This window comes from Methylomonas sp. 2F7 (genome assembly GCF_057126975.1).
In genome coordinates this window covers 3,354,328-3,374,863 of the sequence record NZ_CP195203.1, presented here as the reverse complement: position 1 = coordinate 3,374,863, position 20,536 = coordinate 3,354,328, and the positions used below count along the sequence as shown (strand labels likewise).

The window sequence follows — 20,536 nt, the reverse complement described above, 5'->3', positions numbered from 1 at the left end:
CGGTTTTCACTTCATTGCTTTCTACGGAGTCGCATTATCAGAAATTCTTCGATTTGAGCGGAGAGAAACTCTTATTGGATTAGGTTCGATACCGCACAGACCGGCAGCTTTATGGTGCATATCATTATAAGGCAAATGATTGGTATCACATTCGTGGTGCTGTTTATGGTCATCGGCGCATAGCCAAATAAAAAATTGTCATCAGTATTCTAGAACATCAATTTTTGGAGAAAGCCATGAAAAAAATAAATCAATTAAAAGATAAGGCTATGACGTTTAGTCACCAGGTAGAAGGAAGGGTACTGCCACCGTTGCTATTATGGATGCTCGGTGTTCCAGGTGGGATTTGTGTGCTTTTATGGTTTTTTTTCTTTAGAGATTAGTAAGTTTTAATCGTATAAAAAGAGAATTAAAAACTGGCATCTCTCGGAGTATCGGTAGAATCCGAACCGCCTGCTACGGTAGAAATGCGGGTGAACAGCGGTGTTTCTTCACCCGTTTCGGTCAAGAGTTTAGCAGTTGTATTTTTTTCAGGGATTCGGTTCCTAAGATAGGATATTTGTCAGCTACGGTATCTTAATTTTTCTAGTAAGAAAGATAATTCATATGAATACATTTCTTCAGCTATATTTTACAGAAAAATCGACGCTTATTTTGTTGGTCGTGACCTTAACAGGTTGTTCACTCTATGTGAATTTGGTTACCGATAAACCTATTACACTTGTAATCGATAAACCTATTAAAGTCGACATCGACAAACCTATTAAAGTCGACGGAGACATTGCCGTCACCAAATTGCCCCCGATAACCTTAGGGAATCCTTTGAGAGAAAATAAAAAGTAATATTACACAATAGTCTATATTATATTTCGAACAAAACAGTTAAAGTTTATATGACTTTATTTTTGCCGAAAATTAGTAATAAGAAGTTAGTGTAGATAATAAATTTATTGCGCTCATCGATATAAATTGGGCGATTAGTTTATGCGCTATTCTGCTATTCTATAGCTATTGGACACTATAGAGCTCAAACCACCTAGTTAACGGATCTGTTGGATCTTTTCCTTTTAAAGTTTCAGCTTCACCTTTACCACTGGCAATTAGATAATTTGCTAGATACCCGACGTAATAATTCGGCGATAAGCCGACCGTCGAGGCTACTATCCAATTTTAATAGGTTAGGTGACTTTTGGACCAATAGGCGGTCCGCTATTTGGCGACCAAATTGACATTATCAACGCCTCACCCCGCCATTACTAGCCCATCTGGATTCGTTAGTTAATGGTTGGTCATCTAAACAAAGCTCAGAAGCAACCCAAGCGACAGCTCGTGTACGTTAGCGACAGACCAAGTCTGATTTAGTACCTTGAACCGCCCCGGTTTTCTCGGAGGCTCCAACCTTTGAGAGAATGGAGCAATGAAAGAGAAAACTACCAAGCATTATTCATCGGAAATTCGAGAACGAGCGATTCGCATGGTGCGGGAGCATCAAGATGAATACCCGTCGGAATGGGCAGCAATTCAATCGATTTCGGCCAAGTTTGGCTGTACGGCTGAGACCTTACGTCGTTGGCTGAGGTTGTCGCAATCAGCCCCCGTAAAGCCGAAGGACCTGACTAGCAGCGAATCGGAGCGGATCAAGGCGTTGGAGCGCGAAGTCCGTGAGTTACGCCAGGCCAACGAGATTCTGCGTAAGGCGTCGGCGTATTTTGCACAGGCGGAGCTCGACCGCCCGTCCAAACGATGAAAGCGTTCATTGACGATCATCGCGTCGTCTATGGGGTCGAGCCAATCTGCAAGGTATTGCCGATTGCCCCGTCGACGTATTACCTGCATGCGGCGCGCAAAGCCAATCCCGAGTTACGTTCTACCCGAGCCAAGCAGGACAAGGCGTTGAGTCAACAGATTCGCCGTGTCTGGGAGGAAAGCTTCCAAAACTATGGCGCTCGTAAAGTCTGGATTCAGTTACAGCGTGAAGGCTTAGCCGTGGCCCGTTGTACCGTGGAACGCCTGATGCACAGTCTGGGGCTAAAAGGCGTCAGGCGTGGCAAAACCATCAAGACCACGATCAGCGATGCCGACGCGGCTTGCCCCTTGGATCGCGTTAATCGGCAGTTCAGAGCCGAGCGGCCGAATACCTTGTGGGTGGCGGACTTCACCTATGTCAAAACCTGGCAAGGCTTTATCTACGTCGCCTTCGTGATCGACGTGTTTGCCCGTTATATCGTTGGCTGGAAAGTGTCGTCTTCCGCGCAAACGGGTTTTGTATTGGATGCACTGGAACAAGCTTTAAATGGCCGGCAACCCGCGCGGGATGGTGGCTTGATTCACCATAGTGATCGGGGCGTACAGTACGTCTCGATCCGCTATAGCGAGCGATTGGCCGAGGCAGGCGTTGAGGCTTCAGTCGGCAGCGTGGGCGACTCTTATGACAATGCCTTGGCCGAAACTATCAATGGTTTGTATAAAGCCGAGCTGATTCACAAGCAATCCTGGAAAAACCGCGAAGCCGTCGAGCTCGCCACGCTAACCTGGGTCGATTGGTTTAATCATCGACGTTTGCTGGGGCCTATTGGTAATATCCCACCTGCCGAAGCCGAGGCCATCTATTATCAACAGTTATCCGAGTCTGCTAAAGCGGCATGACTCACAACCTAAGGCCTCCGAGATTTCCGGGGCGGTTCACCTACATTAAATTGTCGTCCTGATTACATGTCAATGCATGGAGGCTAATTTATATAAAATCTGCTTCAATCTGACGGGTGTATATTCAACTCTAGTGGACTAATAGGCAGGTTATTTGAATGTGCGTCGATAGCCACTCTAGCTGCTAAAACTAAGAGAAAATAAGTAGTAAGGGGAGTGGGTAACGCAGCTCAGTTGTTGCCGTTTCGCTCCCGAGATTGCCTTAGCTTTTAGTTAGAAGACAAGTCACAACGATAAAAAACTATTCAATTTATTTGCAAAGGAGAACAAAAAATGTATACCTTGAGCAACCTATCAAAAATTACCGCCTTACTATTAGTCGTGACATCATTTTCTACGCAGGCATCTACTTGGCGTGCTATAAGTGCATTAGAAATTAATATTGGCGGTGATGATGATGGTGGTGGGGCCGCCGCCGTGTCCGAATACAGTTTCGGTGGGTCCTATTTTTCGGATGGTCAATTTAATTCATCGGAGTACCAAAAAATTTTGGTAAATTCGTCTGGCGGCGGTAGCTATTCATTCAATAATTGGTTCAGTTATATGAATGCACCTCAGGTTGATATTACAAACATGCGCGTTGATTTCAGCGCCTTAGTATTCACAGGGTGGTACTCTAATGGTACCCCAGCTATTGGTTGGGAAGTTGGCAGCAGCAATTGGATTCCAATAATAGACAATGGAAATAGCACATATACCGCTTCATGGATCACGCCTGCTGCGAGTAATTTAGCAAATCCTGGTGGTTATTCTTTAAGCATCACCTTCGCCCCTGTGCCACTTCCAGCATCCTTATTTCTTTTTGCTTCTGGCTTTATCACGCTTATGTCTAAGGCAAAATTCACAGCAATCAGAAATAAATTAATCTGTAGCAATCAATCTATGCTGACATAAAGCGTAAATCAATAAATCTCGCCTTCAGGTCGAATGCACTCAGTGACGAGTGCTCGCTTTCGAGAACCAGACGCTTATTGACCGCTTTGGCAATGAATTTGAAGAGAAAACGGTCGCTTTGCGACCCAGAGGAGTCATTGAGATCAGATTTTCGAATGGCGGCATATTCGTTTGAAAATGTCATTGATTAACTATAACTTTATGTTACATATTGCGAAGAAAATCGTCAGATGCAGGATGCCATATTAAATATAGATGGTTTGATGCGTTAAATCAGGGAAATTGATTATCTTGAAACGACCTGTCATCGGTAAAGAAAATTGAATTTGTCCTGCAGCAATCTACATAACCCGTTACGGATGCCTATATATTCCCGATAACTCTCTTTTATCATCGTTAATTTTTGAGATCCGTTTATGAAGAGTCTTTTTAAAAAATCAACTGATTCTATCAGTGTCGCCGCTGTGCCGATGAGATACCAATATTCATTTGCAGTTATGTTCGTTTACTTCACAATATCATCAGCTTTTGCAGGCAGTGCTATTGGCACCATCATCACCGATCCAACGGGACAATATAATTATATGCCTGCTGGTATTAACGATAATGCTCAGGTGGTAGGCTGGTATGGTGGAAGCTTTGTTGCTAGCTTTGAGTATAGCAATGGAATCTACACGACTATAAATAATCCCAATGGTCAAACCAGCGCGAGCGGTATCAATAATAACGGTCAAATAGTCGGCACTTTCTACACTAATGAGTTTAACAACGCTTATGGATTTGTATATAGCAATGGGGTTTATACAACACTTAGCGGCCCTAGTGATAACTATAATGGCGGTTTTACTATCGCCAATGGAATAAACAACCTTGGGGATGTTGTGGGAAACTATCTAAACTCCGAGCTTCAGCGCTATGGATTTATATATAGCAATGGCGTTTATACTACAATAAATGATCCCAATGCTTCAGTCGATTCACATAACGGTCTAATCACAGAAGCTACCGGGATAAATGACAGTGGCCAAATAGTGGGAACTTATAGTGATGTCAATGGCGCTTCACATGGTTTTGAATATAATAATGGAGTTTATACGACCATAGATCACCCTTCCACCGTGTTTTCTTACTCGTACGGTACTCAACTTACTGGCATCAACAACAATGGGCAAATAGTAGGTTTTTTTACCGGCAGTGATGGACGTGAATATGGCTTTGAGTACACCAACGGAGTTTTTAAGACCTTAAGCTATCCCAATCCTTTCGATGAACAGGCAGGCCCAGGAGATGGTACATTTATTCAGGGCATCAACAATAACGGACAATTGATAGGATATTATGCCACTCATAATAATATTGTTAGCTTCATTACATCTGCAGACTCTATTATTTCTAGTGGCCCACCTGTCCCTGTCCCTGCTGCTATCTGGCTGTTTGCATCGGCTTTGAGCGGACTCCTTTGTATAACGCGGCGAAGCAAAAAAGCCAACTAAAATATTTCAAATCAATCTATTGCTAATTTAGAACAGTAAGCCAATATAGATGTGTTTATAAAAGACTTTCTAAAAAACAATTGTTTCTAATCGGTATAGCTACAGCTTTGATCAGTTTCAATTGTGGGTCAGGGGTTGAGCAGTCGTTCAAAGGAAGGCGTTGATTGTCTCTTTCTGGCTGATAGGTTGAGGCCACCAACGTCTGCTTTATAGTCCAACAGGTAGAAGAATCTGTATTTCACTGAATGACCGGTTGGAGAAACTCGATAGACGGGTTTGGGTGTGCGCCGTGCAAAGGCGGCGCTTTACCAGTGGGTGAGAGACCCACCCGGCTAAATCGCTCCGGCCGGAAGCAATCGGAGCAGTCATGGAGGTAACGAAGTGGCTGGAGCCTCCGATGTAAAGAGATCGCTTTAGGCGATTCAGCGAGTGTGCAGGCCGTAATGTGAGTGAACACCGAGCAAGCCTCGAAAAGGTCGATGCGCAGGCCGACCCGACAACCCTTTCGGGGAAGGCTGATACGGCTGGGAAATCGAGCGAAGAGTATTTCCAGTCGCTGCGCCGGGGCAGTGGTGACAGCATGTACACAAGGTAAGCGCACGCAACACGGGAAGCCCTGTGGCGTGGCCAGCGATGACCAACCGGATGCCCGTGAGGGACAGGCCGGGCGCTGCAGGGTGGCGGAGAGGCTTGTAGTACCGAGGAAGCCGGGTAATGCTGGTGGAGGGAAGGGGCCTTAGTTCAAAATCAACGCAATAAGTGGAAAAGGACAGGAGATTGGGCAACCTATCAACTCCGTTAAGCGTTCAGAAACTACAGATGGCGTTACACGCAAAAGCGAAGGCTGAAACTGACTATCGCTTGTATGCGCTGTACGACAAGCTATACCGAGAAGACATCTTGGCGCATGCCTATGCCTGCTGCCGCGCCAACAAGGGTGCACCGGGTGTGGATGGTCAGAGCTTTGCGGATATAGAAGCGTATGGCGTGGAGCGGTGGCTTGCCATCACCAACAAAAATTTACGCTTGGCGGCATCGACACCTTCGGTAACTCGGCGAATCGCTTCGTTTTGATAATCACGACCGGCAATATCCGCGTTAATAGTGACTTCGTTCACTGGCAGCGCGTATTGCTTTTGGTGTTTCAGGCGTTCGAGGTCGTCACGAGTGTAAAAACCGTCAATTTTCCTGGGTGGGTAGCGGTCACGATCCCAAAACTGAATGTCCTTGCCGTTGGTTAGGAAGATAAACGGATCAATGCCGGTCTTGGCTTTGATCGCTTCGGCATAATCCGCCGCTTGTCGTTTGCCAGCCAATTCGTCGCGCGAAGTGCGCTTTGCTTCGACCACGGCCAACGGTTTACCGTCCGAGCCAAGCAAGACGTAATCAGCAAATTGGTATTTTCCGTAGGTTTCGTCTGGTGCGGCAATTTGCAACAACACTTCTTCGAGTAGCATTTTCCGCTGCTTGGACCAGCCGGCACGAGCGAGTTGGTTGTCGATTAAATCTACACGAGTACTAAACTCGTTAAGCTGAATGATTGGCACGAAATCCTTCTCTTAATTTGACCAAAAACTAAACCTAAGGTTAGCCTTAAAAAAACTAACGAAACGGGTTGAATCGAATTTATATTATCCTCTAAATAATATAAATCGTCGTAAATCAAGGTAAACAAAGATTGGTATTTTGTCCCAAAGGCTCAAAACTGCTTCTCGCAGGGTATTCCATCATAATCACCATCCATCTTAGTGCCGGGACAGTTGTCCAGATAGAACTCGGCTTCTTCCCGCGAACGCATTTCCGAGCAGTAGACTTTGCCTTGGCATTGGAAGGTCTGTTTGGGAGCGGTGGGTAACGAAATCGAATGCATCGACGATTGGTCGATGGTGACCGTATTCCGGTGGCTGAATTTGTCGTAGCCATAGACGCCGGCGATGATCAGCAATAGGAACGGCAGGCCGATTAATCCTGTTCTCGAATAACTTGTTCGGGGGCGTGGAACGTAAGCCGGTTTGCTCGTTTTCCTAAAGTGAGGAGCACCTGTGCTTTTTTTCGACATAGGCTCCAGCGTCATTTGTTTCGCTACGCCTTCGATGCTGGCGTGCACGGCGCGGATTTTTCCGTTGCTATCGAATTCGGTCTGGTAATGAATCGTGTCGCCAATAATGGGGGGGCGATTCATGCCCCTGAGGGCCGAAATATGGATGAAGACGTCGTTATCCTTCGAGTTCATCGTTAGCCAGCACGGCAGAATTTATGTCGTGAGAGCGGATGGCGGGAACACCTATGTTCACCGAATTGGCAGTAATAAGTTTCGCAATATCTTACGTGAAATGGCCAGTGCCGAAGGCATCAACCTGCGCAAGCAGGAACTGGCTGACCTTGTGGAATCGCTTATTCATCACGCGGAAGAAACAGGGGATAGACGCAATGTCTTTTACCGCGTGGCACCGATTGATGGCGGTATCGAAATTGACCTTGGTGATCTCGACCATACCAGGATTCGAATTACTGCCGGAAAGGTTGAAGTAATCACGCACGGTTCTGAAGTATTGTTTGAACGAACCGGATCGATGGAAGCGATGGTGATGCCCGCAGATAACGGTGATTTGAACCGGTTAAAACGGTATGTCAATTTTCACCCGATCCAGTTTACTCTTTTTATAGCCTGGCTCAGCTATACCTTGGCGCACCCTAAAATCAGCTCGTCAAAATATCTGCATCTTGTTTTGATGGGCGAGCAAGGTACCGGAAAAAGTCTGATCACCCGAATCATCATCGCCCTGATTGATCCCAGTCGACTCGGGTTGCAGGCGTTTCCAAGGCAGGAAAAAGATCTGGTCGCAATCACCAAAGATGCCCATGTGCGCTGTTTCGATAATATGCGCAGTATTCATCCGAGTATGGCGGATTTATTGTGTATGGCGGCAACTGGCGGCGCTAGTGGCAGTCGCGCCTTGTATACGGACTCCGATCTGCATGTTGACGCACTTCACGTCGCACTGGTTCTTAACAGCATCCACAGCTTCATCAATCAATCTGATCTGGCGCAACGCTGTTTGTGTTTGCAAACGCAAGCCATGCCGGAATCTGCTCGAAAATCCGAAGGTGCCATGATGCGTGAGTTCGAAGCGGATTTGCCCGTGATCTTTCGGGGATTATTGGATTTGATTGCCGAAATCTTCAAGCACCTGAATGATGTTGAAGTCAACAGTGCCTCGGTGGCCATCATGGTGGCGTCGAAGGTGGCGGTGTAAACGGGCAGCGTAGCAGCGACAACCGGGCACGGACGCCCAAACTTCCCCAACCTGGGCCCATACTGACCCCTCTTGCCACGTCCCGAGGGTGCCCATGGCGACGGTCATGGGGCCACCTCGCGCGCCATCTGCGACGCCGAGGAAAGGCGTTGGGATTGGTCTGTGCGAGATGATCACCTGGGGCGGTTCAAAATGGGGAGAGATGTGCGGAAGTTGTCGTTAACAAGTGCCGGTTAAATGAATGCTTTGCGCGGGCTCATTTTGAAGGTCTTATTAAAGGGTCAAATGGATGGTATTTGTTAGAGGCAATCGGCGCAGTATTTACTGAGGGGCTTTTAGCTTGTTTGATGAGGTCGATAGGCGGTACCCGGCCAATTAAGTGACACCCACTGCCTCTATGCCAATGACAAAAAACCGGCTCAAAGCGGCCTGATAGTTTGGATGCAATTATCGTAAACACAGTAGCCACGCCGTTTGATCAATTTTCGGATAAAGCTAGGCGATAATTGTCATTAAAACTTCACAAAATAAAGTTAGAAACAATTCACAAATTGTGCTAAGTTCGCTTGCACTGACAAAGCGACATTTGAAGGTCATTAACCCTCAAACCCTCAAACCCTCAAACCCTCAAACCCTCAAACCCTCAAACCCTCAAACCCTCAAACCCTCAAGTCCCAAATCGCCACAGTATAAATGCGGCCAAAAGCCTAGCGTCAAGCTCAAGTTGACAGACAGTATGCAAATTTTTTTAAATAACTTTGGAATAAGAGAATGAAACTGAAACCATCTATGCTGGCCGCCGGCCTGCTACTGAGCTTAACCACCCTCACTGCCGAGGCATCCTTAACCAGCTACACCGGCGCCGGCGGCGCAGGCCTGGTCTACAGCAGCGTCAGCAACGTCACCTGGACGCAAGACGCCAACCTGTTCAAAACCCTGTACGACGCCAACAACAATCTGGTCAATCTGATTACGGCGGTCACCCCGAGCTATACCGACCCGGCAAATGGCATACAAGCAATCGGAGACGGCGGCGCGATTGACGATTTTGATACCGCTTCTGGCCGCTTAAGCTGGTGGGGCGCCAAAGCCTTCGTCAACTACCTGAACAGCATCAACTACGCAGGCAGCATCCAATGGCGCTTGCCCACCAGTAACGCTATTGTTGGATACAACGGCACCGCCGGTAACGAACTCGGCCAATTGTTCTACAGCGAATTAGGCGGCGGTACAGCGGGCAACACTATCCCCAATACGGCTAACTTCACTAACGAGCAAGCCTATGTGTACTGGTATGGCACGGAGTACGCGCCCAATCCTACCAGCGCGTGGCTCTTCAATACCATCATTGGCCTCCAGGCCTACAGCGATAAGACCATTCAGCTCTACGCATGGGCCGTCAGCCCCGGACAAGTGGCCGCCGCACCGGTACCGGCACCAGGTGCTATCTGGCTGATGGGGACTGGGCTGTTGGGTCTATTGGGTGTGAAGCGTCGCGAGCACGCTGGGTAATTGGGTCATTCGGGTAATTGGGTTCTTTTTGGGGCCTGGGAGCCACAATTGTTTAGGGCAAGCGACTTTAAAGCGGGCTGTTGTCAGGGCTAACTAGTAGTACTTTGTTGATGGGTGTCTGGCTCCTCTGGGCCCAAATTCGCGACGTTTCCCCCATTGTGGCTTGAACCAAGTCCGACAACAAGGCAGCAAAATTAGGCGGACCCCGCACCCGACTTTTCCGAACTTCGGCGTTCGGTCGGTTCGGTGACCAAAAATTCCTTAGGATTGTTCCACTTAGCGGCAAGCTCGGCATATACCGACCAGAAAGTTTCGGGATAGGATCGGCTGGAGAACCACGAATTTCGGTCAACCGAAAAATTGTTTGCGGTTCTTCGACTTACTGGTTCGAGTTGGAGGGCACTCTGTTACTGTTAATCACTAGGTCGGCGGTTCGAGCCCGTCCGGGGGAGCCAAATAAATTAAGGCCTCACATGAAAATGTGGGGCTTTTTTTTTGTCCGAACGGGTGGACTATGGGAGTCTCCAGGTCGGTATTGGGTTTCGTAAGGTTTCAATGGGTTGGCTAATGCGGTCGCCACTGACGATAATTTCAGAAGTCACCGGTTCGGCATAAATGACAATTCGGAACCGTTATTATTTTCCCGTCAATAACCCGCCGCTGCTGTTATGTGAATCTTGTTTAGATTTCTTAATAGCCTTCTTTTCTTTCTGAGTGTGCGCTGGTTTTTTCTTGTCTTCTTTATTGCTTTTTGGGGACTTACTCATGGCAATTTTTCCGAGTGATGACTGATACGGATTCAGCTTAGAGATTTTTTGTGTCAAAGTCGGTGCGCTGGCACGCTTAGGGTGTAAATCGCGAAGGCTTTTCTGCTGTTATTTATGGTCGGGCATCCAACAAACAAATCAGTGAAAGCTTTTTGTCACATTGATGTCATAGGGCATTTGTAAGCTAACGCTTTAAACAAATGAAAATATGAGTCAGCAAAAATGAACGAATTTTTCTACAAGAAGCCGACAGAGCTTTTGGAGATTGAGCGGGTGATAAACGATTTGACGGAAGACCGAACCCATCCGCTAAATAACAGCAGACATCCCTATCACCGAGATTGTGTTCAGGCATTTAATGATTTAATGGCATATGCTGACAGTATTCGCCAACACACCGGATTTCTTACCAGGACATTCTGAGAATACCCGCCGAACATTGACTATGTCATCGCGTTGAAGCCGGCGTCGACTGATTGCGATTGTCCATTTACGGACGAACATTCTGGCCCCCCCTGTGATCGCAAAAAACTTCGATATTAGGCGGCTCTGCTGGCAAACAAGACGATGTTGCGGGTGTCCGACTGAGGCCATTCTTTAAAGTCGATGGGCAACTCTAACAAGGGCCCCGTCACGCAAGACTTTATCGATCCATCTATCGCAACGTACAGCCGTTTATTGTGCTTAGATGATTTGAATTGGTGATCTAGGTATGCGGGAGTGGTGTCCATTACTGCCGTGTAGGGGAATTGAGAGAGCTTAACTTTATAGGGCGTTTCTTAAAATTGTCTTAAGAAAGATTCTAGTTATTAGACGGTTATGTCATCTATCAAGAAATAGCTTTTATAAAATGCGGTAGCCGGCGATGGAGCCACTCAAATGGCTCTGTCGAATTTGCTGACAAAACTGACTTGGAAGTTTTGCTGGGTGATGCCGGATGCAATGTGTTTGCTATGGCGAATGTATGAATCGTAAATGCCTTGACCATCATGGGATTGCATATTGAGGTAGCCGTCGTAACCCTTCGGCGCCAAGAAGGTGTGATTAATCTGTTGTGTCAGGGTCATATGTTTTTTTAGGGGCATGGTCGTTTCCTGATGATTTTAAACGCTGACATTACATCTTTATTGTCCGGTAATCTGTGATCTAGGGTCCGTAATAATGATTGTCGGGTTCTATTCGTATTCACAAATCGTTAATGGTTGGGGGTTTCAGCTGTTTGCCAATGCCCGCCAGAATTGTCACATTAACGTCACATATTAGACGTATGCTCGACATTGTCGCAGCGGCGTTGGTTCAGACATACGCCCCTCTGCGACTATTAGTGGCAGAAACATAGTTTTGTAAACACCTATCAATTCGCCCCTCCTTATCCAATAACTTGTTTGTATTGTTCTAGCCAGAAACTCTGGGCTACCTACAATAACTTCACGATGAAAGATCATGCCAACTTTAAATATTCTTGTCGTTGACGACGAGGAATCCATCAGGGACATGCTACTGATGGTGCTGGAAAATGCCGGAATGAATGTAACCACTGTTGCAACGGCCGAAGAGGCGCAGCAATCATTAGCACAGATGTCTGTAGATTTGCTGGTTCTGGATTGGATGTTGCCGGGAATCAGTGGTATCGAAATGACGCGGCGCTTAAAAAACGATCCGAAATTCACTGCGCTACCCGTTATTCTTCTGACGGCACGGGCGGAAAGAAATGATCGGATTCGCGCGTTTGAAGTCGGCGTCAATGATTATATTACGAAACCGTTTTCGCCCCGAGATTTGATCGTCCGAATTAACTCGGCCATTAATATCAGTAAGAACCTAAACTGATAGCCGCCGGCTTCAATCAATGGTTTTTGAATTTTGGCCCCTTACACCAATTGCGTGCCTCACTTACTGACTTAAACACTCTGGATCTATACGGCCCAAACGCATCAGTTACAGCAGATGTGTCATTACCCAATAAAATACAGTTAATTCCAGTGCAATTGGCAACACGAAGAACAACGGATGATGTTTGATTGTGTAAAGCGACTCGATAACCTTGCTACGCTCATACTCTAGCGGATGCTCTACTTTCGATTCGGGGTAACGAATCGCTGATTGAGCTGGCGCGGGAGCACTACTGATAAAAAAATTGTCATCGTCAAAGATAGAATCAAACAAATCGTCCAGCTTTTTTTGGTTTTCAAAAAGGCCGTTTAAGGCATTTCTATCAAGAGTAATAGCGTTCATAACCCTTCCTCCACACGTATTCTTTGGAAAACAGAGTACTGAATTGCCTGTCGATAATCTGTGAAAAATCTCATGTTACCGGCAGATCGTTGGCGGGCCAACCGCAATAAAAAACTCATCAATCCGCCCCGGATAAGATCATGTAATCACCGAGTCGACATAAAGCTTGGTGGCAGGGGGGGCTACGGGGCAGTTGTAATTCGGTTGCCTATCAATTGACCACGTCCAACTTCTGCTGATCATCTCATGTCAAACAATGCCTTATGACACTGCATAGTTGCGCGGAATCGAAATCGACATAAGCACAGGATCCGACATCAAATGCTCTCAAATCACGGATAGATCAAGTCATGAGAAATTTTCCATGTGTATCGTTAATGCTTCGGACTAAGAACCGATGTGCGACAGCGCACCGACTTAGGCTTATGGAAGCGTTATTTTCAAACCTTTAGAAGATCACTTAGCGGCCAGCACGTATAAGTAATCAATTTATTTTGGATTAAACGCTTGTGAATGTACTCTCTGCAAACCTTAAGAATTATGCACGTTAAGGAATGGCAAAATGTAATTCTCTGCCGTTAATCTAACTCAAAGTGAGCTGAAAAATGGTTAAAACCAACCCGGCCAGTTTAGGCTCCAATGCGTTGACGGTTGTTAGTGCCGCCAAGCAAGCACCTAAAATTCAGAATACCGGCAAGTCAAATATTGATTCGGATAGTACGCCACCGATTATTGCCATAGGCACGTCCGCGGGCGGCTTGGAGGCCTTGGAACAGTTCTTTACCCATGTTCCGCGTGCTTGCGGCGTGGCGTTTGTGGTGATTCAACATCTCGACCCCAATCATCAGGGCATGTTGCCGGAATTGCTGCAGCGCGTAACGCCGTTGACAGTGACGCAAGCCGGCGAGCGCATGAAGATTGCGCCGAACTGGGTGTATGTGATTCCCTCCAACAAGGATTTGTCTATTCTGCACGGCAAGCTGCATTTGCTGGAACCGCTGGCACCAAGAGGCTTACGATTGCCGATAGATTCGTTTTTCCGGGCCTTGGCCGACGATCAACACGAACGGGCTATCGGCGTGGTTTTGTCCGGCATGGGTTCGGATGGCACCTTGGGCTTGCGCGCCATCAAGGAAAACGCCGGCTTGGCGGTAGTGCAAACCCCCGAGTCCGCGCAATTCGATTCGATGCCGCGCAGCGCGATTAAGGCCGGCGTGGCGGACATCGTCGCCACGCCGCCGGAGCTGTGGAGAAAAATACTGGCCTATATGCAGCATAGCCCGCGGGGTCTGCATGCCGTGCCGGACATTGTCCTGGATTTAAAAAACCAAAGTGCGCTGGAGCAAATCGTGATCCTGTTGCGCGAGCGCACCGGCAACGATTTTTTGCTGTATAAAAAAAACACGATATATCGCCGTATCGAGCGGCGCATGGGGCTGCACCAAATCGACTCGATAGCTAAATATGTGCGCTATTTACGCGAAAACCCGCAAGAACTGGATTTGCTTTTCAAAGAGTTGCTGATCGGCGTGACCAGTTTTTTTCGCGATCCGGCGGTATGGGAGTCTTTGAAGACCGATGCCATTCCCACCCTGCTCGCGCAGTATCCGGCCGGTAAAGCCTTGCGGGCATGGGTGGCGGCCTGCTCAACCGGCGAGGAAGCCTATTCCCTGGCCATTATATTTAAGGAAGCATTGGCGGCACGCCAAGCGCCGCAGCCGTTTAAACTGCAAATATTCGCCACCGATCTGGATCAGGATGCGATAGACAAAGCCCGCCAGGGACTTTATCCGGCCAACATAGCCGAAGATATGTCCGCGGAACGGCTGAGCAAATTCTTTAGCGTCGAAGGTGGCGGTTATCGAATCAACAAGGAAATCCGCGAGATGGTGATCTTTGCGCCGCACAACGTGATCATGGACCCGCCGTTTACCAAGCTGGATCTGCTGTGCTGTCGTAATTTATTGATTTACTTAAGCCAGGAATTGCAGAAAAAACTGATTTTGCTGTTCCATTACACGCTGGCCAATCAGGGGGTTCTGTTGCTCGGCAACGCCGAAACCACGGGCAACACCGGGCATTTATTCAGTGTCATCGACAACAAATCTCGACTTTATCGGCGGATCGGCACGCCTTTTCCTTTGGATGTGGATTTTCCCACCAAGTTTTTTCCTATAGCACCCATGACCAACGACACCGACAAAACCCCATCCATCGCCAATCTGCAAACCTTGGCGGATCAGTTGTTGCTGCAACATTTTTCGCCGGCGGCGGTATTGGTTAATGCCGGCGGCGATATTCTTTATATCAGCGGCCGTACCGGGAAATACCTGGAACCGGCAGCGGGCAAGGCCAATTGGAACATCCACGCGATGGCCCGCGAAGGCTTAAGACACGAACTGATTAACGCCTTAAAAAAAGCCCGTAGCCAGTCGGAAGCGGTACATGTTGCCGGGCTCAGTGTCGGTACTAACGGCGGCAGCCAAATAGTGAATCTGACGGTGCAGGCCATCACTAAACCCGAGGCCTTGAACGGCATGTTGATTGTGGTGTTTACCGATGTCGCGGCGCCGGCGGCCGGCAGCGCCATCCGTAAATCGCCCAGCGCCACGCAGAAAGCGTTGCAAAATGAACTGCAACAAGCCCGGGAAGATTTACAAAGCTTGCGCGAAGAAATGCAGACTTCGCAAGAAGAACTGAAGTCTGCCAACGAAGAGCTGCAATCGACCAATGAGGAATTGCAATCCACCAACGAGGAGTTGACCACTTCCAAGGAAGAAATGCAGTCGTTAAACGAGGAACTGCAAACCGTGAATGCCGAGTTACAGGTCAAAGTCGACGACCTGTCTCGGGCCAGCAACGATATGAACAATCTGCTGAATAGCATGGAAATTGCGACGGTGTTCTTGGATAACACCCTGAATATCCGCCGTTTTACCAGCCACATCAGCCATTTATTTAAGGTGATCGCCGCCGATGTCGGTCGGCCGCTATCGGATATTGTCACCGATCTGGACTATCCGGAACTGCAACAAGATGCCCAAGAGGTGCTGCGCAGCCTGGTGTTTGTGGAAAAACAAGTCAGAGCTCGCGACGATAGGTGGTTTAAAGTGCGCATCATGCCTTACCGCACTCAAGATAATTTAATCGACGGTGTGGTGATTACTTTCATCGACATCTCCGAAACCAAAAAGCTGGAAGCCGAATTAAGGAACAGCGATGAAAAAACGCCATGACGGCAGTAACAGTAACGGAGAATTACGCCAGCGAGCGGAGCGGCAATTGGTGGAGACCGCGCCGGTAAATGTCAATGAACCGCAGCTAAAGCTGGTGCATGAGCTGCAAGTACATCAGATCGAGCTACAGATGCAAAACGAGGCTTTACAAGAAGCCCGTACCCGCACGGAACAAGCCTTGCTACGTTATGCCGAACTGTTCGATTTCGCCCCGCTGGCTTATTTTACGCTGAGTAAGGAGGGCCGCGTCCAGCAGACCAATTTCAACGGCGAGCGGCTGCTGGGTGTCGAGCGCTATAAAATAACCGGGCGACACTTTGCCAATATCGTGGCTAGCGAATATCGAGCCGTTTTCAATGGGTTTCTGGAAAAGGTGTTTGCCAATCCCGGTGCGCAGCATTGCGAAATCGTTTTGGAGCCTGGCGGGCATACGACTTGGGTAACTATAGAAGCCATTGCCGACAGCGACCGACAAACTTGTCTGGCGGCTATCGTCGATATCAGCGAGCGCAAAAATAACGAGCAAGAATTACAACTGGCGGCCACCGTCTATCTGGCCATCGAAGAAGCCATTATGGTGGCCGATACCAATCATAAAATTATTGCCGTCAATCCGGCATTTACCAAGCTTACCGGGTACTCCCCCGCCGAGGCCATCGGCCAAACCACCTCTCTGCTGAAATCCAGCCGGCACGATGAGGCTTTTTTTACCGAAATGTGGAAGCAACTGAATACTACCGGCCAATGGCTAGGCGAGATTTGGAACCAGCGTAAAAATGGCGAGGAATATCTGGCGCGTTTGTCCATTAGCACCGTGTATGCCGACAATGGCCAGGAAATTCGCCGCGTGGCGATGGCGTCGGACATCACCGAACAGCGCCGCGCCGAAGAGCTGATTCATCAACAAGCTAACATCGATCCGCTGACCGGTTTGGCGAATCGACGCATGTTTCTGGACCGTTTGCGGCGGGCGATTAACAAATCGCACCGCGAGCATCAAAAGCTGGCCTTGATGTTCATGGATCTGGATCATTTCAAAGACATCAACGATACCTTGGGCCACGATGTCGGGGATAGATTACTCAAGGAAACCACGCAACGCCTGATGAGTTGTATTCGCGAGACCGACACGCTGGCCCGGCCGGGTGGCGACGAATTTACGCTGATCATGAGCGAACTGCATGAGATGAACAGCATCGACCGGGTGGCGCAGGCCGTGCTACGGACCATGACAGCGCCGTTTCAGCTAAATGACGAACGTTGCTTTGTATCGGTCAGTATCGGCATTGCCTTGTACCCGGATGATGCGGAGACGATGGAAGAGTTGCTGAAGAAGGCCGATCAGGCCATGTATGCCGCCAAAGACTTGGGCCGCAGCCGTTTTTGCTATTTCACGCCAGCCATGCAGGAGGCTGCCGAAATTAGATTACGGCTGACCAACGACCTTAGACATGCCTTGACCGATAGTCAAATCTGGGTAGCCTACCAACCGATTGTGGATTTGGCGACGGGCGAAATTAAAAAAGCCGAGGCGCTGTTACGTTGGCGGCATCCCACTCGGGGTTTGGTGAGTCCCTCCGAGTTTATTCCGATAGCGGAAGACAGCGGTTTAATCAACGAAATAGGCTCCTGGGTGTTCCATCAGGTAGCCAATCAAGTGGCCAAGTGGCGCGTTAATTACCACTCCATGTTTCAGATCAGTATCAATAAATCTCCGGCACAGTTTCACAATAACAGCGACAAAATGGCCGATTGGTTTGAACACTTAAACCGATTGGGTTTGCCGGGCGGCTGTATTGCCGTGGAAATTACCGAAGGACTATTGTTGGATAATTCCAGTATCGTCGCCGATAAATTGACGGCGTTTAAAGATGCCGGCGTGCAGACGTCTTTGGACGATTTCGGCACCGGCTATTCCTCCTTGTCTTATTTAAAAAAATATCACATTGATTTTTTGAAGATCGACCAAGCGTTTGTCTCAAATTTGCTAGCCGACTCCACCGATATGGCGCTCTGTGAAGCCATTATCGCGATGGCGCACGTACTGGGTATGAAAGTGATTGCGGAAGGAGTGGAAACGGCAGAGCAACGCGATTTACTGATTAAGGCCGGTTGCGATTACGGGCAAGGCTATTTATTCTCGAAAGCGGTGACCGCCGAGGAGTTTGAGAAGTTATTTCCGGTTGAAAAGACTGAATCTGCTGCACGTGATTAGTTGGCGGCTTATTGTGTAGGCTAGTCGTTAACCCGGCGCGCAGCTGCTTTTTGCCGTCAATCCCGCAAAAGCGTTAAGACCTCGCCCGGCAGCCAATCCGGGCGGGCACGACCTATAAATATCCGCAATTAAGGCCACTTCAGCGCCCACATCCAGCCAATGTTCGCCAGCGTACAGACTGTTCCCGGCTTTGCCCCTAGAATCGAAATTCGCTTTCAAACCGCCGGATCAGCTAACTACTTACGAATGTTCCTTATCGCATGCTGAGTCGGCACGTTTTCCGTAAACACCCATCCCCAAGGAATAAGCCATGAACCCTCACTCCGAATACCTCTATAAACTCTTCACCAGCAAACTATTTGCCATGGCCTGTTTGTCAGCCGCATTAGGGCTGGCTGCTTGTCAGCCGGAAGGTCAGGCGGAAAAAGCCGGACAAAAAGTCGATAAAGCCGTTGAAAATGCTGGACAAAAAATCGAACAAAGCTCCGAAAAGGCCGGGCAAAAAATCGACGCCGCGAAAGAATCGGTAGTACAGAAAGCAGAACAAGCCGGCGCATCGATCGATAAAGCTGCCGAATCCTCCAACGATGCTCTGGAAAAAGCCGGTAAACAAATCGATCAAGCCATCAATAACTCCGAAAAACGCATTGACGCGGCCAAGGAAGCGGTGGTGGATAGTACTAAAGCAACCGGCGAATATTTTGACGATTCCATGATTACCGCCAAAGTTAAGACAGCCTTGCTAAACGACGACTTTTTGAAACTGGTACCAATTGACGTGACGACAGTAAACGGCGTGGTCACCTTGCGCGGCACGGTGGACTCCGAACAACTGGTCGGTAAAGCGCTTGGCTTGGTCAGCAGCCAGGAACATGTGAAGTCGGTACAAAACGAATTGTTGGTTAAAACCAGCGTGCCGAGTAAACAATGAGGCATTATTCACTAAGCAGCTTAGCGGGCCTTTTATTGCTGTCCGCACCCATGGCGCAGGCTACGCCGGCCGATGATGCTTATATCGCCGGCTATGCCGCTGCCGCGATGAAACATAATTTAAAGCTCGATATGCCGGCGTTGACGGTAAAAGATGGTGTCATTACCTTGCCCGCTGCCGGGATGTCAGGCGCGGAGCGCGCCCAGGCCAGTAAAGTCTTGGCGGAGATTCCCGGCGTTAATGCCGTGAAAATAGCCGAAACCACTGAGGTAAATGCCAAAGAGGCCGCCGCGCTTGATGCAAATCCAACAACGCTGACTACAGCCGAGACCTTGGTGTTACCGACCGGACTGCTGCCGACCGGGCATTTGTTCAAAGCCTTATTGGCCGATCCGCGCTGGGCGCATTTTTCCGCGGCTTATCGTAATTACCAAAGTAATAACTTTGACGGTCGAAATATCGCGTCGGTCAGCTTTGGCGAAACCATTCCGTTTTATCGGGCCAATATCGGCAATTCCACGGCGCAATGGGAAGCCGGTTTGCAGGCCGGCGTGTTCAGCGACTTCAACCTGGATGCCTCGTCAGCCGACCTGGTGAATACCGATTTCATAGCTTCGATCTACTCCAGTGTGCGCACCGGGCAGTTTTCCGCATTCGGCCGCTTGTATCATCAGAGTTCGCACTTGGGGGACGAGTTTTTGCTGCGCAAGGTCAACACCACATTCGAGCGGGTTAATCTCAGTTACGAAGGGGTGGACCTAAAGCTGTCTTACGAATTGCCCTACGGCGTGCGCATCTACGGCGGCGGTGGCGGTTTGTTTCATAGAGAACCTTCCGCATTAAGAAAATGGTCGGCGCAATACGGTATCGAGTTCAGAAGCCCATGGCGTCTGGATTTTGCATCGATGCGCCCGATCATTGCCGCCGACATCAAGAATTACGATCAAAACAACTGGAGCACCGATATTTCGGCCAGAGCCGGTGTGGAGTTCGACAATTCCAAAGTCCTGGGACGCAAGCTACAGCTGATGGTCGAATACTTCAACGGCTATTCGCCCAGCGGCCAGTTTTATAAAGACAAAGTGGAATACGTCGGTTTGGGCGCGCATTACCATTTTTAGTTTGTCAGTCCGGGCAGGCGCATCGCGATGCGCGGTGTTAGACGGAATAGAAGGGACAGAAAGGATAGAAGGGGTCGGCAGCGCTAAAGCCCTTTTTCCGTCATCCCCGCCTGTACGGGGATGACGGTTTTTCGAGAAATGCTCACAAATATTCGCTGACATTATTACC

General features: G+C 48.5%; 17 protein-coding genes and 1 other annotated feature. Of the genes, 11 read left to right on the top strand and 6 right to left on the bottom strand.

Annotation, left to right across the window (positions count from 1 at the left end):
• Positions 1-236: 236 nt before the first annotated feature.
• Positions 237-383 (top strand): hypothetical protein, encoded by a 147-nt coding sequence (locus ACR64Q_RS15105; protein ID WP_313732337.1) that lies wholly within the window; start codon positions 237-239, stop codon positions 381-383.
• 26 nt (positions 384-409) lie between these two features.
• On the opposite strand, the gene ACR64Q_RS15100 is transcribed toward ACR64Q_RS15105, so the two are convergent.
• Positions 410-538, bottom strand: a complete 129-nt coding sequence (locus ACR64Q_RS15100; protein ID WP_313735026.1) for a catalase — start codon at positions 536-538, stop codon at positions 410-412.
• An 879-nt stretch (positions 539-1,417) separates the two neighbouring features.
• Here ACR64Q_RS15100 and ACR64Q_RS15095 point away from each other — a divergent pair.
• From ACR64Q_RS15095 to ACR64Q_RS15085, 3 genes are all read left to right on the top strand, one after another.
• Positions 1,418-2,646, top strand: a protein-coding gene (locus ACR64Q_RS15095; protein ID WP_313732336.1) for an IS3 family transposase whose coding sequence is annotated in 2 segments (ribosomal slippage) — positions 1,418-1,709 and positions 1,709-2,646 — 1,230 coding nt in all. Because the reading frame shifts where the segments join, the coding sequence is not laid out codon by codon here.
• Positions 1,702-1,818, top strand: a sequence feature (AL1L pseudoknot). It overlaps the preceding gene by 117 nt.
• 333 nt (positions 2,647-2,979) lie before the next feature.
• Entirely contained in the window at positions 2,980-3,600 is a 621-nt protein-coding gene (locus ACR64Q_RS15090) for a hypothetical protein (protein WP_313732335.1), read from the top strand.
• 416 nt (positions 3,601-4,016) lie between these two features.
• A complete protein-coding gene (locus tag ACR64Q_RS15085) occupies positions 4,017-5,093 on the top strand; it encodes a hypothetical protein (RefSeq protein ID WP_313732334.1) in 1,077 nt (358 codons plus the stop codon).
• A 956-nt stretch (positions 5,094-6,049) separates the two neighbouring features.
• Here ACR64Q_RS15085 and ACR64Q_RS15080 read toward each other — a convergent pair.
• Positions 6,050-6,640 carry a type I restriction endonuclease gene (locus tag ACR64Q_RS15080; protein ID WP_313732333.1) on the bottom strand — a complete coding sequence of 197 codons (591 nt, stop codon included), beginning with the start codon at positions 6,638-6,640 and terminating at the stop codon, positions 6,050-6,052.
• 152 nt (positions 6,641-6,792) lie between these two features.
• Positions 6,793-7,275 carry an excalibur calcium-binding domain-containing protein gene (locus tag ACR64Q_RS15075; RefSeq protein ID WP_313732332.1) on the bottom strand — a complete coding sequence of 161 codons (483 nt, stop codon included), beginning with the start codon at positions 7,273-7,275 and terminating at the stop codon, positions 6,793-6,795.
• Positions 7,276-7,297: 22 nt separating this feature from the next.
• On the opposite strand from ACR64Q_RS15075, the gene ACR64Q_RS15070 reads away from it, so the two are divergent.
• Both ACR64Q_RS15070 and ACR64Q_RS15065 read left to right on the top strand, forming a co-directional pair.
• On the top strand, positions 7,298-8,350 hold the full coding sequence (locus ACR64Q_RS15070) for a hypothetical protein (RefSeq protein WP_313732331.1): 1,053 nt from the start codon (positions 7,298-7,300) through the stop codon (positions 8,348-8,350).
• 771 nt (positions 8,351-9,121) lie between these two features.
• Positions 9,122-9,862, top strand: coding sequence for an Lcl C-terminal domain-containing protein (locus ACR64Q_RS15065; RefSeq protein WP_313732330.1), 741 nt, complete (start codon positions 9,122-9,124; stop codon positions 9,860-9,862).
• A 635-nt stretch (positions 9,863-10,497) separates the two neighbouring features.
• Here the strand turns inward: ACR64Q_RS15065 and ACR64Q_RS15060 are convergent.
• Both ACR64Q_RS15060 and ACR64Q_RS15055 read right to left on the bottom strand, forming a co-directional pair.
• A complete protein-coding gene (locus ACR64Q_RS15060; protein ID WP_020482755.1) occupies positions 10,498-10,629 on the bottom strand; it encodes a hypothetical protein in 132 nt (43 codons plus the stop codon).
• Between the two features lie 875 nt (positions 10,630-11,504).
• Complete coding sequence (locus tag ACR64Q_RS15055) at positions 11,505-11,714, bottom strand: hypothetical protein (protein WP_026601714.1); 210 nt, start codon at positions 11,712-11,714, stop codon at positions 11,505-11,507.
• A 358-nt stretch (positions 11,715-12,072) separates the two neighbouring features.
• On the opposite strand from ACR64Q_RS15055, the gene ACR64Q_RS15050 reads away from it, so the two are divergent.
• Entirely contained in the window at positions 12,073-12,459 is a 387-nt protein-coding gene (locus tag ACR64Q_RS15050) for a response regulator (RefSeq protein ID WP_313732329.1), read from the top strand.
• A 108-nt stretch (positions 12,460-12,567) separates the two neighbouring features.
• On the opposite strand, the gene ACR64Q_RS15045 is transcribed toward ACR64Q_RS15050, so the two are convergent.
• Entirely contained in the window at positions 12,568-12,864 is a 297-nt protein-coding gene (locus tag ACR64Q_RS15045) for a hypothetical protein (protein ID WP_313732328.1), read from the bottom strand.
• Between the two features lie 605 nt (positions 12,865-13,469).
• On the opposite strand from ACR64Q_RS15045, the gene ACR64Q_RS15040 reads away from it, so the two are divergent.
• From ACR64Q_RS15040 to ACR64Q_RS15025, 4 genes are all read left to right on the top strand, one after another.
• A complete protein-coding gene (locus tag ACR64Q_RS15040; RefSeq protein ID WP_313732327.1) occupies positions 13,470-16,100 on the top strand; it encodes a chemotaxis protein CheB in 2,631 nt (876 codons plus the stop codon).
• Positions 16,084-18,315 (top strand): sensor domain-containing protein, encoded by a 2,232-nt coding sequence (locus ACR64Q_RS15035; protein ID WP_313732326.1) that lies wholly within the window; start codon positions 16,084-16,086, stop codon positions 18,313-18,315. The genes ACR64Q_RS15040 and ACR64Q_RS15035 overlap by 17 nt, the downstream gene beginning before the upstream one ends.
• A 310-nt stretch (positions 18,316-18,625) precedes the next feature.
• Positions 18,626-19,246 carry a BON domain-containing protein gene (locus ACR64Q_RS15030; RefSeq protein WP_313732325.1) on the top strand — a complete coding sequence of 207 codons (621 nt, stop codon included), beginning with the start codon at positions 18,626-18,628 and terminating at the stop codon, positions 19,244-19,246.
• Entirely contained in the window at positions 19,243-20,367 is a 1,125-nt protein-coding gene (locus ACR64Q_RS15025; protein WP_026601707.1) for a DUF1207 domain-containing protein, read from the top strand. The genes ACR64Q_RS15030 and ACR64Q_RS15025 overlap by 4 nt, the downstream gene beginning before the upstream one ends.
• Positions 20,368-20,536 lie beyond the last annotated feature (169 nt).

What these genes read in the sequence shown, in the direction of transcription:
- ACR64Q_RS15105 (WP_313732337.1), top strand. Translation starts at nt 237, where the DNA reads ATGAAAAAAATAAATCAATTAAAAGATAAGGCTATGACGTTTAGTCAC.
- ACR64Q_RS15090 (WP_313732335.1), top strand. Translation starts at nt 2,980, where the DNA reads ATGTATACCTTGAGCAACCTATCAAAAATTACCGCCTTACTATTAGTC.
- ACR64Q_RS15085 (WP_313732334.1), top strand. Translation starts at nt 4,017, where the DNA reads ATGAAGAGTCTTTTTAAAAAATCAACTGATTCTATCAGTGTCGCCGCT.
- ACR64Q_RS15075 (WP_313732332.1), bottom strand. Translation starts at nt 7,275, where the DNA reads ATGAATCGCCCCCCCATTATTGGCGACACGATTCATTACCAGACCGAA.
- ACR64Q_RS15070 (WP_313732331.1), top strand. Translation starts at nt 7,298, where the DNA reads ATGAAGACGTCGTTATCCTTCGAGTTCATCGTTAGCCAGCACGGCAGA.
- ACR64Q_RS15065 (WP_313732330.1), top strand. Translation starts at nt 9,122, where the DNA reads ATGAAACTGAAACCATCTATGCTGGCCGCCGGCCTGCTACTGAGCTTA.
- ACR64Q_RS15060 (WP_020482755.1), bottom strand. Translation starts at nt 10,629, where the DNA reads ATGAGTAAGTCCCCAAAAAGCAATAAAGAAGACAAGAAAAAACCAGCG.
- ACR64Q_RS15055 (WP_026601714.1), bottom strand. Translation starts at nt 11,714, where the DNA reads ATGCCCCTAAAAAAACATATGACCCTGACACAACAGATTAATCACACC.
- ACR64Q_RS15050 (WP_313732329.1), top strand. Translation starts at nt 12,073, where the DNA reads ATGCCAACTTTAAATATTCTTGTCGTTGACGACGAGGAATCCATCAGG.
- ACR64Q_RS15045 (WP_313732328.1), bottom strand. Translation starts at nt 12,864, where the DNA reads ATGAACGCTATTACTCTTGATAGAAATGCCTTAAACGGCCTTTTTGAA.
- ACR64Q_RS15040 (WP_313732327.1), top strand. Translation starts at nt 13,470, where the DNA reads ATGGTTAAAACCAACCCGGCCAGTTTAGGCTCCAATGCGTTGACGGTT.
- ACR64Q_RS15035 (WP_313732326.1), top strand. Translation starts at nt 16,084, where the DNA reads ATGAAAAAACGCCATGACGGCAGTAACAGTAACGGAGAATTACGCCAG.
- ACR64Q_RS15030 (WP_313732325.1), top strand. Translation starts at nt 18,626, where the DNA reads ATGAACCCTCACTCCGAATACCTCTATAAACTCTTCACCAGCAAACTA.
- ACR64Q_RS15025 (WP_026601707.1), top strand. Translation starts at nt 19,243, where the DNA reads ATGAGGCATTATTCACTAAGCAGCTTAGCGGGCCTTTTATTGCTGTCC.